Source organism: Enterococcus sp. 2G9_DIV0600 (assembly GCF_002140615.1).
Taxonomy (GTDB): Bacteria; Bacillota; Bacilli; order Lactobacillales; family Enterococcaceae; genus Enterococcus_D; species Enterococcus_D innesii.
The window spans coordinates 1,319,632-1,335,193 of sequence record NZ_NGLL01000001.1 but is presented as its reverse complement, the minus strand read 5'-3'; the positions used below and the strand labels follow the sequence as shown (position 1 = coordinate 1,335,193).

Annotated in this window: 13 protein-coding genes, 1 tRNA gene, 1 pseudogene and 2 other annotated features; of the genes and pseudogenes, 3 read left to right on the top strand and 12 right to left on the bottom strand. The window is 45.6% G+C overall.

Annotation, left to right across the window (positions count from 1 at the left end; all coding sequences use genetic code 11):
• Positions 1-7: 7 nt before the first annotated feature.
• From leuD to A5870_RS06340, 4 genes are read right to left on the bottom strand one after another with little or no spacing between them, the layout of a single operon-like run.
• Positions 8-595: a 3-isopropylmalate dehydratase small subunit gene (leuD, locus tag A5870_RS06355; RefSeq protein ID WP_086292160.1), complete on the bottom strand. Its 588-nt coding sequence runs from the start codon at positions 593-595 to the stop codon at positions 8-10.
• The gene (gene leuC / locus A5870_RS06350) at positions 595-1,977 is read right to left on the bottom strand and encodes a 3-isopropylmalate dehydratase large subunit (protein WP_086292159.1); all 1,383 of its coding nucleotides are present in this window, start codon (positions 1,975-1,977) and stop codon (positions 595-597) included. Before leuC ends, leuD begins: the two co-directional genes overlap by 1 nt.
• Positions 1,958-3,022, bottom strand: a complete 1,065-nt coding sequence (gene leuB, locus A5870_RS06345; protein WP_086292158.1) for a 3-isopropylmalate dehydrogenase — start codon at positions 3,020-3,022, stop codon at positions 1,958-1,960. Before leuB ends, leuC begins: the two co-directional genes overlap by 20 nt.
• Positions 3,019-4,539, bottom strand: coding sequence for a 2-isopropylmalate synthase (locus A5870_RS06340; RefSeq protein ID WP_086292157.1), 1,521 nt, complete (start codon positions 4,537-4,539; stop codon positions 3,019-3,021). Before A5870_RS06340 ends, leuB begins: the two co-directional genes overlap by 4 nt.
• A gap of 575 nt (positions 4,540-5,114) precedes the next feature.
• Here A5870_RS06340 and A5870_RS06335 point away from each other — a divergent pair.
• Entirely contained in the window at positions 5,115-5,813 is a 699-nt protein-coding gene (locus A5870_RS06335) for an O-methyltransferase (RefSeq protein ID WP_005225745.1), read from the top strand.
• A 145-nt stretch (positions 5,814-5,958) separates the two neighbouring features.
• A tRNA-Arg gene (locus A5870_RS06330) sits at positions 5,959-6,032 on the top strand.
• A 112-nt stretch (positions 6,033-6,144) separates the two neighbouring features.
• On the opposite strand, the gene A5870_RS06325 is transcribed toward A5870_RS06330, so the two are convergent.
• Positions 6,145-7,440 carry an ISL3 family transposase gene (locus A5870_RS06325; protein WP_086292156.1) on the bottom strand — a complete coding sequence of 432 codons (1,296 nt, stop codon included), beginning with the start codon at positions 7,438-7,440 and terminating at the stop codon, positions 6,145-6,147.
• A gap of 338 nt (positions 7,441-7,778) precedes the next feature.
• Here A5870_RS06325 and A5870_RS17790 point away from each other — a divergent pair.
• Positions 7,779-8,024, top strand: a pseudogene (locus A5870_RS17790) (PhzF family phenazine biosynthesis protein); the annotation flags it as partial.
• A gap of 146 nt (positions 8,025-8,170) precedes the next feature.
• Here the strand turns inward: A5870_RS17790 and trpA are convergent.
• From trpA to trpE, 7 genes are read right to left on the bottom strand one after another with little or no spacing between them, the layout of a single operon-like run.
• The gene (gene trpA, locus A5870_RS06315) at positions 8,171-8,947 is read right to left on the bottom strand and encodes a tryptophan synthase subunit alpha (protein WP_086292155.1); all 777 of its coding nucleotides are present in this window, start codon (positions 8,945-8,947) and stop codon (positions 8,171-8,173) included.
• A complete protein-coding gene (gene trpB, locus A5870_RS06310) occupies positions 8,944-10,137 on the bottom strand; it encodes a tryptophan synthase subunit beta (RefSeq protein ID WP_086292154.1) in 1,194 nt (397 codons plus the stop codon). The genes trpA and trpB overlap by 4 nt, the downstream gene beginning before the upstream one ends.
• On the bottom strand, positions 10,134-10,781 hold the full coding sequence (locus A5870_RS06305) for a phosphoribosylanthranilate isomerase (protein WP_086292153.1): 648 nt from the start codon (positions 10,779-10,781) through the stop codon (positions 10,134-10,136). Before A5870_RS06305 ends, trpB begins: the two co-directional genes overlap by 4 nt.
• Positions 10,778-11,536: an indole-3-glycerol phosphate synthase TrpC gene (gene trpC / locus A5870_RS06300; protein WP_086292152.1), complete on the bottom strand. Its 759-nt coding sequence runs from the start codon at positions 11,534-11,536 to the stop codon at positions 10,778-10,780. Before trpC ends, A5870_RS06305 begins: the two co-directional genes overlap by 4 nt.
• Positions 11,537-11,562: 26 nt before the next feature.
• Positions 11,563-12,597, bottom strand: coding sequence for an anthranilate phosphoribosyltransferase (trpD, locus tag A5870_RS06295; RefSeq protein WP_086292151.1), 1,035 nt, complete (start codon positions 12,595-12,597; stop codon positions 11,563-11,565).
• Positions 12,598-12,613: 16 nt separating this feature from the next.
• Positions 12,614-13,192: an aminodeoxychorismate/anthranilate synthase component II gene (locus A5870_RS06290; RefSeq protein ID WP_086292150.1), complete on the bottom strand. Its 579-nt coding sequence runs from the start codon at positions 13,190-13,192 to the stop codon at positions 12,614-12,616.
• Entirely contained in the window at positions 13,173-14,579 is a 1,407-nt protein-coding gene (gene trpE / locus A5870_RS06285; protein ID WP_086292149.1) for an anthranilate synthase component I, read from the bottom strand. The genes A5870_RS06290 and trpE overlap by 20 nt, the downstream gene beginning before the upstream one ends.
• 58 nt (positions 14,580-14,637) lie before the next feature.
• Positions 14,638-14,882 (bottom strand) — a binding site (T-box leader).
• A 65-nt stretch (positions 14,883-14,947) separates the two neighbouring features.
• Positions 14,948-15,162, bottom strand: a binding site (T-box leader).
• Positions 15,163-15,562 lie beyond the last annotated feature (400 nt).

Genomic DNA, 15,562 nt, shown 5'->3' with positions numbered 1-15,562 from the left:
CCTAGCCCTACTGCCAATACGCTGGAATCGTCTGCTCATAGGCGGTGATTTTCACCTCTTCCTGCAACGTGATACTGATCTCATCGAGACCGTGGATCAATTTATGTTTCCAGGTAGCATCGATTGCAAAGAAATGCTCCTCCCCGGCAACGATCACACATTGCCTCGGCAAGTCGATGCTGATTTTTTCAGAAGCAGGCAGCGAGGCGATCCTTTGGCGAACATCCAATGGCAGCTCGATGGGCAGCAGCCCGTTTTTGGTGGCGTTCATATAGAAAATATCACCGAAGCTGCCAGCAATCACGGCTTTAAAGCCGTAATCCAACAGCGCCCATGCCGCGTGCTCTCGAGAAGAGCCAGAACCAAAATTATCACCAGTGACGAGGACTTGAGCGGTCTGATATGCTGGATCATTCAAGATAAATGCTGGATTAGGCTTGCGTTGCGGCAAATAGCGCCAATCATCAAATAAAAATTCGCCAAAGCCCGTTTTTTCAACGCGCTTCAAATAATTTTTCGGTAGGATTTGATCGGTATCGATATTGTCATTCATCAAAGGCAGCGTCGTACCTTCAAATTGCGTAAAAGCTTCCATTAACCAACACCTCCAACCACTTCTCGTACATCGACAAAGCGCCCATGAATCGCAGCTGCAGCCGCCATCGCTGGACTACAGAGGTGCGTCCGCGCGTTTTTCCCTTGCCGTCCAACAAAATTGCGGTTTGATGTGGAGGCACAATGGACGCCTTCTGGTACTTTATCAGGATTCATTCCTAAGCACATGGAACAGCCAGGCTCCCGCCATTCAAAACCAGCGTCAATAAAGACTTTGTCTAAACCGATCGCTTCCGCTGCTTTACGAACAGGGCGTGAACCAGGAACGATAATACCAGTGACCCCTTCTTTGATGGTCTGACCTTTCAAAATCGCCGCTGCCTCTTGCAGATCAGACAAACGACCATTGGTACACGATCCAATAAAAATGTATTCAATGGGGATATCAGCAGCTGTCTGTCCAGGTTGCAGCGCCATATATTCATAGGCTTGCTGATCATTGTGATCCCGCACTTCAGGAAACGCTTCGCTGACTGGTACCCCCATTTCTGGATTGGTTCCCCAAGTGATATAGGGTTCTAAGGTTGTTGCGTCTAGGGTGATCAGGGCATCATAGCTGGCATCTTCATCGGTATAAAGGGTTTGCCAATCAGCCACCGCACTGGCAAACGCTTGTGGCGCAAAGCGTCGATCCTTCACATAAGCAAAGGTCGTTTCATCAGGGGCGATCAAGCCCATTTTCGCCCCACCTTCGATCGACATATTGCAAATGGTCATGCGTTCTTCCATCGTCAGACTACGGATCGTTTCGCCAAAGAATTCTACGGCATAGCCACCACCAAAATCAGTGCCATGCGTCGCGATCAATGCCAAAATAATATCTTTGGCGTACACCCCCGGCTGCAGGTGACCGGTAATCTCAACTCCCATGCGTTTCGGTTTTGTCTGCCAAATCGTCTGTGTCGCAAAGACATGCTCTACTTCACTCGTACCGATCCCAAACGCGATCGCACCGAAAGCACCATGGGTGGCAGTGTGGGAATCCCCGCAAACGATCGTTTTCCCTGGTTGGGTCAAGCCAACTTCTGGGCCAACCATGTGGACGATTCCTTGGTTGGCAGAGCCATTGTCACACAATTCGATCCCAAAATCTCGACAGTTCTTACGTAACGTGTCCATTTGCTTTTTTGCAACCAGATCAGTGATGGTAAAAATATCTTTGGTAGGCACGTTGTGATCCATCGTTGCGAAGGTTTTTTCGGGACAACGGACGGTCCGTCCCGCTTGCCGTAATCCTTCGAAGGCTTGCGGTGTCGTCACTTCATGGATCATATGCAGATCGACATAAAGCAGCTGCGCTTGCCCTTCTTCTCCTGTGATGACATGCCGATCCCATAGTTTATCAAACAGCGTTTTCCCCATAATTGCTCACTCCTAACTGTGCAATAACCGCTTCTGTAAAGGCAGTTGTCGTTGCTGTACCACCTAGATCACGGGTCAAGATCCCCGCATTCATTACCTCGTAACAAGCACTTTCGATGGTATCCGCCAGCTCTTCCTCTTGAAAGGACTCTCTTAGCATCATGACGACAGATAAAATCATGGAAACCGGATTGGCGCAATTTTGCCCAGCGATATCAGGTGCAGAGCCATGAATCGGTTCATATAAAGAAACCCCTTCTGCGCCATGACTTGCGCTGGGCAGCACCCCTAATGATCCTGGCAAAACCGAGGCTTCATCACTTAAAATGTCGCCAAAGAGATTTTCTGTCACGATTACATCAAAGTCTTTGGGATTTTGGATGATTTTCATAGCAGCGGAATCAACATATTGATGAGTCAACTGACAATCTGGGAATTCCTGTGCCGTTTCTTCCGCTAACCGGCGCCAAAGTCGGCTAGTCGCCAACACATTTGCTTTATCGACAGAGAGAACCCGCTTCTTCCGCGTGCGGGCGATCTCAAAGGCTTTACGCAAAATCCGTCGAATCTCTGCTTGATGATAATGATTGATGTCGTAGGCTTCTTCAGGTTTTTCTGCTTTTTCGCCAAAATAGATACCGCCAGTCAACTCACGAACGATGACAAAATCTGTCCCCCGAAGGATCGCTTCTTTAATGGGAGACAAAGCAATCACCGCATCAACTACTTTGATGGGTCGAATATTGGCGTATAGCCCTAACGCTTGACGCAAATTCAAAAGTCCTTTCTCGGGTGTTATCGGTGCGTTTTCCCAAACTGGATCACCAATGGCTCCTAAAAGGATCGCATCCGCCTGTTGGCAAGCTTGTAGTGTTTCTTGTGGCAATGGCTCTCCAGTAAGTGCCAGCGCCGCACCACCAAATGGCCGCTGGTCAAAATGAAAGCGTTGAAGATGGTCTGGACAAGCCGCTTTCAATACCGCAAGGGCACTGTCCATAATTTCTGGTCCAATGCCATCTCCTGCTAAAACAATGATCTTTTTCAAACAAGGACACCTCGTTTCTTCAATGCAGCGCTGGCCTGCACATAGGCTTTGGCTGATGCCTGCAAGACATCAAAGTCTAAGCCAATCCCGCTGATTTTTTCATTGGTATCCTGACATTCAATGACCACGTGCACTTCGGCTTGCGCATCTTCCCCACTGGTCAAGGCAGTGATCTCATAATTCAACAGCTTTGGCTGCTGCTGGAAAATCTGATCGATCGAGTTGTAGATTGCTTGGATACTGCCGGCACCGATAGCTGATGCCACTTGTTTTTCCTCATCTTTGATGATAGAAACCACCGCTCCTTGATGGCCATTGGACACATATTGTAGCTGAACGGCGTCCAACTCACAGCCGCCTTCTTGACTGCGGCCTTGATCAGCCACCAAAGCCAGCAAATCTTGTTCGGTCACTTGTTTCTTTTTATCTGCTAACTCTTTGAAACGTTTAAACAATTCGTTGGTTTCTTCTTGGTCAAACTGGTACCCCAGTTGCTGCATTTTATCGACGAAGGCATGGCGGCCAGAAAGTTTGCCTAAAGGCAACGAGTTGGTTTCTACCCCCACCAACTGTGGGGTAATGATTTCGTAGGTCTCAGGATTTTTTAAGACGCCATCTTGATGAATCCCAGATTCATGGGCATAGGCATTGCCGCCGACAATCGCTTTGTTTTTCGGTACCGTGATTCCTGACAAACGCGCTACCAAATCGCTGGTGCGTTTTGTTTCGTTTAACTTGATGTTGGAGGTAGCCTGATAGAAATCATTGCGAATATGCAACGCCAGCGCCACTTCTTCTAGTGCGGTATTGCCCGCTCGTTCGCCGATCCCGTTGATCGTTCCTTCCACCCGATCAGCACCATTTTCGATAGCTGCCAGCGCATTGGCTGTCGCCATTCCCAAGTCATCATGACAATGGGAAGAAAAAATGATCGGCTGCTCACTCTTGATATTGGCGATCAAATAGGCAAAAAGCGCACCATATTCCGTAGGATTAGTAAACCCTACTGTATCGGGCACATTGATGATCGTCGCGCCGGCATCAATCGCTGTTTGAACCGCCTCAAGCAAGAAGGCCTTATCGGTGCGGGTGGCATCTTCTGGCGAAAATTGAACTTTTTCAAAGCGTTCACGGGCATAAGCCACATGTTCTTTGATGGAAGCGAGTACTTCTGCTTTCGTCATATTCAGCTTGTACTGGCGATGCACCTCACTCGTTGCTAAAAAGACATGGATCTGGGGATCGATGGCTTGATGAAGAGCTTCATAGGCACGATCAATGTCTTTTTTCAGACAACGGGCAAGTCCTGCAACGGTCATTTTCGTCACCGCCCCAGCAATCGCTTGGACTGCTTGAAAGTCTCCTTCTGATGCAATCGGAAAGCCTGCTTCGATCGTATCGATCCCCCATTTTTCTAATTGCAGCGCCAGTTGAACCTTCTCTTTTGTATTGAAGTTGACTCCCGGCGTCTGTTCACCGTCTCTCAATGTGGTGTCAAAAAACTGGATTTTTCTCATCACTATTTCCTCCTTGGCAGTGGTAGGGGCACGCTTGGCGCGACCTCATTCAAACAAATTGAAAAAAATGGTATAAAAAAAGCACTCCATAAAGGGTTTCCTTCATGCAATGCGAATAGGACTCTTCAAATGATGCCTTAAAAAGGCGGGTCATAGAAAAAGAGTCCTTACGATAATAATAATAAAAATGCAGCTGTTTGTTTCAATCGTTTATCCATCGTCGTCACCTATCACTTTTTTTATCTTGTTATGAAGATACCAAACAGCAGGTTCCTCTGTCAACACTTTTCCCTGAATTTTCTGAATATTTCGATAAAAAGTTCGTTTTCGCCCTGATGATGGGTTGCTTTTCTTCCTTGATGAAAATTTAAGCAGAACCTGACGAGATCTTCACAGGATTTTAACCAAACCTCCACATAACACCGTTATGATAGAAATATCCCAAAAATATTTTTCACCCCTTTATCCTGCCAGTCGTATGACTGGTTTTTTTGTTGTTCCAAAGACTCGAAAAGATTGAACTTAAGGTGAGTTATTCGTATAATAAGGGGCAGCGATAAATGAGGAGGATGAAGATGCGCAACGAAATGATGCATCGTCCAGTAGTCAAACCAGAACTAGTGGCGTTTATGCGTGAAAAACAAAAACAATTACCCGGCGAACTTGGTGAAATCGAGCAAGCCGCTCATGAAAAAGAAGTGCCAATCATCCCACATGAAACTGTGGTCTTTTTGCAGTTTTTATTGGGACAGCTTCAGCCAAAAGAAATCCTTGAGATCGGCACAGCGATCGGTTTTTCTTCAAGCTTGATGGCGCAATGTGTGAAAGAGGGGCATGTCACAACGATCGATCGCTTTGACGTCATGATCCGCAAAGCCAAAGAAACCTATGCTCGCTTAGGAAATGAAGACAAAATCACGCTTTTAGAAGGACAAGCGGCAGATGTCCTGCCTACATTGAGTGGGCCTTATGATTTTATCTTCATGGACAGTGCCAAATCGAAATACATTGAATTTTTGCCAGAATGTCTGCGTCTGTTACGCAAAGGTGGCGTGTTGATGGTGGATGACGTGTTCCAAGCTGGAACGATTCTACAACCCATCGAAGACATCCCTCGCAACCAGCGAGCGATCCATCGCAAGTTGAATCTTTTCTTGGATACCGTGATGAACCATCCTCAGCTGACCTCCACCCTCGTCCCTTTAGGAGATGGTGTGATTCTCATTACGAAAGAAGCAGATAGCGTAATCCTTGAGGAACCTGAGAAAGGTTGAGGGCAGCTGCGCTTCCTTTTTTCAAAGAAAAAATAAGAAAAGGGCGAAAAGAGATTGACATTGCTGCGCCCTTTTTCTATAATGTTATTTGTTGCTGATTGATTTCAACAGCTTAGGCGAAGTGAGCATTCGCTGAAAATTATTTGTTCCAGTAGCTCAGCCGGATAGAGCATTCGCCTTCTAAGCGAACGGTCGGGGGTTCGAATCCCTCCTGGAACGTTATTTAACCGTCGAGAACCCTTGTTCTTGGGCTCTTTGTCAATAAGGACTGATGAGTTGTGCAAAATCAAATCTGGGTCAGAATGAACCACATTCTGGCTCAGATTTTTTGTTATCTCACTTTGATTAATTGATTGATCAAAAAGATTCTAATTCTCATGTTCTCGAATGATTTAAATCCGTAGGATACTCGTTTCATTGTCTTTATGTGGGTATTCTTCGCTTCTATTTTTCCATTGGAATAAGGATAGATCATTGCGTTGGTGATGCCTTCTTCATGGGTAAGAAGGTTTTGAAGCTTTTCCCGAAAGCTGTCATCTAACGTTTCAGGAAGTTCTGTCAATAAGGAGAAAAATAAGTCAGGGTCTTTGTCTCGAAAGGCTTCAACTAATTCATGAAAAAAGGGATACGCCTCCTTCAGGGGCGTAGAAAACTCAAGCAATCGATCAATCATCATTGCTTCAGTAAGAAATGGGTATTTTGGTGCTCGGAAACTTTTCCATGTTTTGTATTCATAATGGTTGATGTTTGCACGATTTTTTAGCAAAAAGCGCCAATTCTTTTTCAGTTTTTCTGCCTGGCTTTTCTGTCCTGCTTTACGAAGTTCATTCATTTCACGGATACGCAACTCATTGAACGCTTGATTCATGTGTTTGACAATATGAAACCGATCAATCACTATTTTCGCTTTTGGCAGAACACGTTTGGTGAGCTGGAAGTAGGCGGCGTTCATGTCTGTCACCAAAAATTCTACTTCTTCTGGATTGGTACACCCTAAGAAATAGCTTGTTAATCGAGGTAATTTACGCGTAGGCAAAACATCGATTAATTTTCCTGTTTCACCATCTGCGCAAATAAAGCTCATTTTATCTTCTATGGAAGCATGCGAACGAAATTCATCAACCATCAATACTCTTGGGAGAATCTTCTTAGATTGTTTTGGTAAATAGCTTTTAAACTCTTTTAATGTACGAATAACGGTGGTCAAAGATACCTGACAGCTTTTCGCAATAAAAGATAAAGATACTTTTTCAGTCAGTAAAGAAGCAATTTTATATCTCACATGATTTGCGATTGAATGTCTGGGTTGGACAAAATAACTTTGAGCAGTCCAATGGGTGCGACAGTTTTTACAGGTATAGCGCTGCTTTTTTAGGCGCATAACCAAAGGCATATGATTGTATTGCTCAAAACGGACAATCGTTTCCTTCTTCCCATTTTTCACTATAATTGATTTCCCGTTTCCATCTACCACAGTAGAACCACAACTTCTACAAGCACGAGGATTAGGCGAGAGAACAGCATCGACGACCAATGTCTTTTTCTTCTGAAGGGTCTCGTAAGAGACCTCTGTAATCATCAAATCTTTCTCTGTTATTCTCAGCATTTTTTTGATAGAATCATTCATATAGCATATCGTCCTCTCAGTTGTTTATTTTGTGGTGATTTAATCATACTAGAGAACGATATGTTTTTTAATACCTAAAATGAAAATGGGGCTGAAGAATCAATTCTGATTCATCAGTCCCATAAATTATAGAGCCTGTTCTTGACGGTTTTTGTTTGTTCTTGTGCCAAATGTGTGCCAAATTGATTCAGATTTTTTGCCATAGCAGTTTGGTGAATAATCAGCAGCCTGTTCCCTTCCTCATCAAAAGCAATCAAACGATCGCTTTCCATCCGCTTCAATCTTCAGCAAATTTCTTTCATTGGCATCATCGTTTCCGTGTTTATTCTAATTGTCAGCTGTTTGACATCAATGAAGAATCTGCCACAGGTACTTCCAATGCCGCTTTGGCTTGCTTCTTGTATCAAAAGTGTGCTCTCGAAAAAGAAGTGTATCGCTTTGAGCAAGGCAGCAATTTGAGTGAACCTTCAGAAATCTTTGTTAAACTCGCTACGTCCTCACAAAAGGAAATCCAACATGTTTACGTTGGGGGCAGAGGGCATTTTTGCGAGACAGTCACCATAGACATCGATACACTGGCATAATCATGGGAATTTGGGCTGATCTTCCATCAGCCTTTTTTCCTCTTCACAAATCACGTTCTTTTTTCCATAACAGCCCATCAGTACCTCGAATACTAGTTTTCTCAAAAAAAAGAACCCAACTCGGGTTCTTTCCTCACATTGATTTTCTATGGCTTACCAACAAGTTCTGCTAACAGCTCACTGACTTCAGGCAGTGGCTCGTTTTGTAAGGCTGCTACAATTTTTGAACCGATCACTACCCCATCGCACACTTGGGCAAAGCGCTGCACGTCTGCATGGGTCGAGACCCCGAAACCAGCTAGTACTGGAATCGGACTTTTTTCCGAAATGGCTTGCAAATGCTGATCCAGCTGTTCGTTGTATTGGCGATCTTCTCCAGTGACACCGTTCACTGTCACAGCATAAACGAATCCTTCCGCTTCTTCGATCAGTGTCTGAATTCTATCTGGCGGACTGGTCAAGGAAACCAATGTGATCAGTGCGAGATCCGCCGCATCAAACGTAGGCGTTACTAGCGATCGATGTTCAAAGGGCAAATCTGGAATAATCACCCCTTTCACATCCGTCGTTTTTAATTCATTTGCTAGCTGTTCAATGCCATAATGAAAGAATGAGTTGGTATACCCCATCAATACCAGTGGAACCTCGGAATGGATGGTTTGCAGCGCAGCAATGATCTTTTTTAAAGTGGTGCCATTGGCTAATGCCTGCATTCCAGCTGCTTGGATGACCGCTCCATCTGCGACTGGGTCTGAAAAGGGCACGCCGATTTCAATGGCGGCTGCGCCATGTGTCGTCAACAGTTCGATTTCTGCCGGCAGGCGTTCCAGTCCGTTGGCCCCCGCCATGATATAAGGGACAAACAGTGGCTTGCCTTGTTTTTGGCGCTCCTTTAGTTTCATCGTCAATGTTTTGCTGGTCATTTCGCTGCTCCTTTCCGATCTTTGATTTGTTGAACATCTTTGTCCCCTCGCCCAGACAAACAGATCACTAAGCGTTCTTCTGCTGTCATTGTTGGCGCTAACTTTAAAGCATAGGCAACGGCATGAGCACTTTCCAAAGCGGGAATAATGCCTTCGATTTGAGACAAGAGATAAAAGGCGTCAACAGCTTCTTCATCAGTGACCGCGAAATACTCCGCGCGTGCAATTTCCTTCAAATAAGAATGCTCGGGACCGACCCCTGGGTAATCCAAACCAGCTGAAATCGAATAGGGTTCGATCACTTGCCCATCATCGTCTTGTAGCAGATGCATTTTGGTACCATGTAAAATACCGATACTGCCCTTCGTTAAAGTCGCCGCATGCTCGGTAGTATCCACGCCTTTTCCAGCTGCTTCAACGCCAATCAAACGAACGGTCTGATCGTTGATGAAAGGGTAAAACATTCCCATCGCATTGCTGCCGCCGCCAACACACGCAACGACTGTCGTTGGCAGTTGCCCTTCTTTTTCTAATAGTTGCCGCCGTGTCTCACTGCCAATCACACTTTGAAAATCTCGAACGATCTCTGGAAAAGGATGCGGACCGAGTACGGAACCCATCACGTAATGGGTGTCCTCGACGGTTGCGACCCAGTAGCGCAGCGCTTCATTGACAGCATCTTTCAATGTCTGATTGCCTGAAGTGACTGAAACCACTTTTGCTCCCAATAATTCCATTCGAAAGACGTTTAGTGCTTGCCGCTGAACATCTACTGAGCCCATAAAAATCGTGCATTCCATACCGAACAACGCGGCCGCAGTCGCGGTGGCGACGCCATGCTGCCCAGCACCGGTCTCCGCTACCACTTTCTTTTTCCCCATCCGTTTTGCTAATAAGACTTGGCCAAGTGCATTATTGATTTTATGGGCGCCCGTATGATTCAAATCTTCTCGCTTCAGATAAATTTTGGCGCCGCCTAAGTGTTGTGACAAGCGCTGTGCATGATAAAGGGGGGTCTCTCTTCCTACATACTCTTGCAAATATTCCTGTAATTCTGCTTGAAAACTTGCGTCCGCTTGTGCTTCACGGTAGACAGTTTCTAATTGCTTGACTGCATACATCAATGTCTCTGGCACAAACTGTCCGCCAAAAGAACCATAAAATCCTGCTTTTGTGGGATAATGAGTCATTTTTTTTTCTCCTTTACTAAGTGAATAAATTGTTCGATTTTCCGACTGTCTTTCTTGCCCTGAGTTTCCACGCCTGAAGAAACATCGACAGCATAAGGCCTAAAAAGTTGGATCGCCTCTTCTACATTTTCCGCGTGCAAACCGCCAGCAATAAAAAATCGCTCAGACAACGGCAACGGTTTTCTCGCCGCTTTTTGCCAATCAAAGAATTGGCCGTTGCCGCCAGCATAAGGGTGATCTCTTACTGGAGCGTCCAATAAACCAAAATCTGCATCGCAGCTTAGGAAATCTTGTTCTAAAGTATCTGCTTCTCCATCAAAGGCTTGGATCACTGCGATCTTTTGATGAGCAAAAACCCCCTTTTGGATGGCTGTTTGCAAAGATGGCAGGACCTTTCCATGGAGCTGAATCGCTGTCAGTTGAGCGGTTTGAATTGTCGCTTGCACTTCTTCAACACTTGGAGAAACGAAGACTCCGACTTTCCCTACATTTTGGGGTACTTTCTCCGTTATCTTGCGGACTTGTGTCGGATCGATTCTCCGGCGGCTTTCGGCAAAAACAAAGCCAAGGTAATCTGCTCCAGCATTGATGGCAGCTTCGACATGGAGGCGTTTGGTGAGTCCGCAAATTTTCACTTTGGTCATGGTCGACTCACCTGCAAATCTGCCGCTGTTTCAGCAATTCGATTGCTTCTCATCAACGTTTCTCCAACGAGGATTCCATGATAAAACGGTGCAAGCTGCAGCACATCGGCGGCAGTTCGAATACCAGATTCACTGATGTAAATCGCCTCTGATGGCTGAGGCGCTAGAGCAACACTGACATCCAAGGAAACGTCAAAAGTTTTTAGGTCGCGATTGTTGACGCCGATGATTTTGGCACCTACTGCTTGGGCTTGTTGAAATTCTGCCGCATTATGAGTCTCAACGAGTACTTCCAACCCTAGTGCTTCGGCTTCTTGATACAGCGCAACGAAACGGGCTGGCTCCAACGCAGCCACGATCAATAAAACGATACTGGCACCCGCATTTTTGGCCCGAATCAATTGTTTTTTGTCGATAATGAAGTCTTTGCATAGTATAGGCACCGAAACGGCATTACTGACTGCTTCAAGATCTGCCAGCGAGCCTTTAAAAAACTGCTGGTCGGTCAAGACGGAAATCCCACTGACACCTGCAGCTTCATACGCTTGCGCTTGAGCGACAGGATCGATCCCTTGGTTGATGTCTCCTTTGGAGGGTGAAGCACGCTTGATTTCAGCAATAAGGTGCATCTTCTGTGGTTGGTCCTTGACATGTTGATAAAATGATGGGCGTTTCGCTACGACCTTTTCGGTTTCTTGTGGCATCGCGGCAACTTCTTCAACTTTTTTCTGGATGATCGTTTCTAAAAAATCCATGTTTCTCCTCCTTACAACTTTCGTAGTTATTGACTATTTGACTGACGAATCAGCATCTGCAGTTTGTCGTAGGCGGCGCCCGAAGCGATACACGCTCGTGCCATCTCAAAGCCTTCCGCTAGGGTGGCGGCTTTGCCGTTTGCGTAAAAGCCTAACCCTGCATTTAAGACCACTGTCTCTAGATAAACGGAGGGTTGATTTTTCAACACCGCAGTTAAGATCGCCGCATTTTGAGCGGCATCCCCGCCGACGATCGCCTCGATCGGCGCTGGCGTAAAGCCGTACGCTTGTGGATCCAAAGAAAAATTGGCTACCTCTCCTCCTTGATAAAAGCTGATCGCCGTTTCACCTGCCAAATTGGCTTCATCCATTCCATTGCATCCATGGATCACCATTGCTCGTTGTCGACCAAGACTGCCTAACGCCTGAGCGGTGTCGGCCAAGCTCTCGCCTGCGTAGGTACCGATCAGTTGAGTGGTCAATGGCACAGGATTGATCAAGGGCCCGAGTAAGTTAAAAATCGTTGGTGTCGCTAATTCTTGCCGTATCTTCATCACTGCTTTCATCCCCGGATGCAACGACGGGGCGAAGAGAAAAGCGATGCCAACTGTCGCTAATAGCTCAGCGATTTTTTCTGGCGATGCTTGGATCGATACCCCCAAGCAGGCTAAGACATCGGCACTGCCTGAACGACTAGAAATACTGCGATTGCCGTGTTTTGCCATCGTGATTCCCCCGGCGGCTAAAACGAAGGCTGCCGTTGTAGAGACATTAAAACTATTGGAGTGGTCGCCGCCAGTACCGCAATTGTCCATGGCGTCTCCTCCTTCATAAGGAATGGTCAGGGCATGCTCTAACATAATTTCTGCTAAAGCAGTCAATTCGGCAGCTGTGATGCCGTTGATCTTCATCGCAACTAATGCTGCCCCCAATTGACTTTCTGAAAACACCCCGCTTAAAATTCCTTGAGCAAAGTGGCGCATCTCCTGATAACTTAAATGACTGCCATTAAAAAGCTGCTGGGTGATTTGCTGCGGCTGCTGTATTTTGACTGCTTCCATAAATGTTCCTCCTTTTTCATTTGCTGCTTTTTGCTGATTTCTCTGAAATGAGTTCAAGAAACCGTTGGATAAAAAACGCCCCTTCGTTTGTCCCCATTGATTCAGGGTGGAATTGAAGGCCTACGATCGGCTTTTGTCGATGCTGGATCGCCATGATGATCCCTTTTGTTTCAGCCAATACCTCAAATTGTGCAGGAAGGGTCGCTGGCTCAATGACCAGCGAGTGATAGCGCATGACAGTCATGTCTCCTAGGTAGGTTTGGAATACGCCTTTTTTCTGATACGTAAGGCTCGATTGCTTGCCGTGCATAATGGCTGGTGCTTGGACCACTTTGGCACCAAACGCTTCTCCAATGGCTTGATGACCTAAGCAGATCCCTAAAAGCGGCTTGCTATCATGGTGTGCTTTGATCAAAGGAATCATGAATCCTGCCTCTGCGGGACGTCCTGGTCCTGGAGAAAAAATGATGCCATCTGCTTCTTCAGCAACAAGGAAAAGGTCTGGATCATCATTTCGCAAGACGACTGTTTCTTCTGGACAGAGCTGGAGAAGATTGTAAGTAAACGAATCATAGTTATCGACGAGTAAGATCATTGGCTGACACCTCCAATAGTGCTTTGGCTTTGTGTAAGGTTTCGTGGTATTCAGATGAGGGATCAGAATCATAAACGACACCCGCCCCTGCCTGGACATAAGCGATCGCGTCTTTCAAAACCATTGTTCGAATCCCGATGGCAAAATCCGCTTGATCGTTTCGAGAAAAATACCCAACGGCTCCCGCATAGACCCCTCTTCGAACAGCTTCCCATTGATAGATGCGAGTCATGGCACGAATCTTTGGTGCCCCGCTGACCGTGCCTGCTGGCAGGGTTGCTTTCAAGGCATCCATTGCCGTCACACCTGCTCTGCGCTTGGCAGCCACTACCGAAACGATGTGCATGACATAGCGGTATTTCTCGATCACCATGTATAAAGGAACATGAACCGTCCCATGTTCAGCGATCCGCCCTAAATCATTGCGTCCAAGATCGATCAGCATCTGGTGCTCCGCACGCTCTTTTTCATCTGCCAACAGTTCATTTGCTAAAGCTTCGTCTTCCGCTTTGGTCGCCCCTCGTTTGCGGGTACCAGCGATGGGATTTGTGGTGATTTCGTCGCCTTGAACGCGAATCAGGCTTTCAGGTGAGCTACCGATTACTTTGAATCCTTGATCGAAATCAAGATAATAGAGGTAAGCGGAAGGATTTGTCACTCGCAGTTTGCGGTAATAGTCAAAGGGCTCTTGTTTAAATGACGCTTTCAGACGTTGCGAAGGAACGACTTGGAACATGTCTCCCGCCGTAATTCGGGCTTTCGCCTCTTGAACGATCGCTTCATAGGCTTGCTGTGTGACATTGCTGATAAAATGTAGGTTTTCGTTTGACAATACACGGGTCTCAGCGGCGACTGGTGTCCTTAACTGCTGCTTCACTGCTTGCAGTACCTGCTCCATCTCGACGGTTCCTCTTTGGCTGTAGCAATTTTCAAGAATGATCGTTAAAGTTTCCGTCTGATGGTCCAAAACGAGAAAAGTTTCGAAAAGCCAAAAGGCCATATCAGGCACCTGCAATTCATCTGCGGGCAGTTGTCCAATGTCTTCATAGCAAGCGGCGATATCATAGCCCGCATACCCGATAGCCCCACTTTGCAACGGCAGATCCGGTAAAGCGGTGATTTCTTTTTTGACTACATATCGTTCCATTTCTTTTAAAGGGTCCTGGCAGGGATACTTGTTGACCGTTTTTTTCAAAAGATCCTCCACTTGAAAAACACCATCCTTAAAGGTCAGTTTCTGAACGGGATCAAAGGTAAGGATCGAATAGCGTCCGGTATCTTCTTCTCTGGGAATACTTTCCAATAAACATTTATGCGCCCCTTGAATCCGTAAAAACACTGAGACAGGTGTCAAACAATCGCTGTTGATTCGTTCCATTCGATACATAAGCTGCTCCTTTCTTTGTAAACAAAAAGCCCTCAAGCAAACGCCATAAAAACGTCTGCTTGAGGGCGAATGATCGCGGTACCACCTCAATTGAAGTTGCCCAAATAAACAACTTCATCTCTATCAACCGTCTAACAACGGTCTTCCTCTATAACGGGAGTTCCCGCATTTTCCTACTGCCAAAAAAGGGTTCAAAAAATGATCGGCTAAGGCCATTTCCTTGATTTCTTGGTACCGGACTCTCATCATCGCCGACTTTCTGTAGCCAAAAATATTCAAGTACTTCTCTTAGTTTGATTTTGTTGCTATTTTTCTCATTGATCGAGGGGAAAAAAACAAAAAAGCCCTCACGCAAACAAACTTGTCTGCCTGAGGGCGATTACTCACGGTGCCACCTCAATTGGTTCTTTCTAGATCGTCTATCAACGATCGCTCTCTGTAACGGGAGTTCCCGGAAAAAGCCTACTGATTTCAGCCTTTCGACACAAAAGTCCATTTCTGAAGCACCCATCTGCTGATTTACACCACCATCAGCTCTCTGCAAGACGAACATCCTCATACTTCTCTTTTGTATGGTCTTAATGAGTTATTGGTAGTTATATTACGTGGCTTTTGCTGATCTGTCAACAGGAAAAGATCATTTTTTTTGCTTTATTCCTTCTTTGTTAACATGAGCACAACAGAACTTGACGCTTCTGATAAATGGATGAGTCGGCGTTTACTTACGATACATTCTCCCTTCTCATTAAAAAAAACGTCGAAACATCCCCTTCCAAATTTCTACTTTTTGTTTTTTTATTTACGTTATCACCTAAAAAACGGTTTTCTTTTTTCAAAAAATTATTGCATTTTTTATATTTTCATCACATGGCGAAAATATATTTTTGTTATTTTAAATGAAATCTCATATGATTGAACCAGATGTGAGAAAGGGTGATTAAATGTACATAGATAAATCCTTTTTTTCTAACTTTATTTATAAA

Bases quoted from the DNA above. Each gene is read 5' to 3' on its own strand.
- trpA (WP_086292155.1), bottom strand. From the start codon at position 8,947: ATGACCAGCAAAACATTGACGATGAAACTAAAGGAGCGCCAAAAACAA.
- leuC (WP_086292159.1), bottom strand. From the start codon at position 1,977: ATGGGGAAAACGCTGTTTGATAAACTATGGGATCGGCATGTCATCACA.
- trpB (WP_086292154.1), bottom strand. From the start codon at position 10,137: ATGACTCATTATCCCACAAAAGCAGGATTTTATGGTTCTTTTGGCGGA.
- A5870_RS06335 (WP_005225745.1), top strand. From the start codon at position 5,115: ATGCGCAACGAAATGATGCATCGTCCAGTAGTCAAACCAGAACTAGTG.
- trpE (WP_086292149.1), bottom strand. From the start codon at position 14,579: ATGTATCGAATGGAACGAATCAACAGCGATTGTTTGACACCTGTCTCA.
- trpD (WP_086292151.1), bottom strand. From the start codon at position 12,597: ATGGAAGCAGTCAAAATACAGCAGCCGCAGCAAATCACCCAGCAGCTT.
- A5870_RS06305 (WP_086292153.1), bottom strand. From the start codon at position 10,781: ATGACCAAAGTGAAAATTTGCGGACTCACCAAACGCCTCCATGTCGAA.
- A5870_RS06325 (WP_086292156.1), bottom strand. From the start codon at position 7,440: ATGAATGATTCTATCAAAAAAATGCTGAGAATAACAGAGAAAGATTTG.
- A5870_RS06290 (WP_086292150.1), bottom strand. From the start codon at position 13,192: ATGATCTTACTCGTCGATAACTATGATTCGTTTACTTACAATCTTCTC.
- trpC (WP_086292152.1), bottom strand. From the start codon at position 11,536: ATGGATTTTTTAGAAACGATCATCCAGAAAAAAGTTGAAGAAGTTGCC.
- leuD (WP_086292160.1), bottom strand. From the start codon at position 595: ATGGAAGCTTTTACGCAATTTGAAGGTACGACGCTGCCTTTGATGAAT.
- A5870_RS06340 (WP_086292157.1), bottom strand. From the start codon at position 4,539: ATGAGAAAAATCCAGTTTTTTGACACCACATTGAGAGACGGTGAACAG.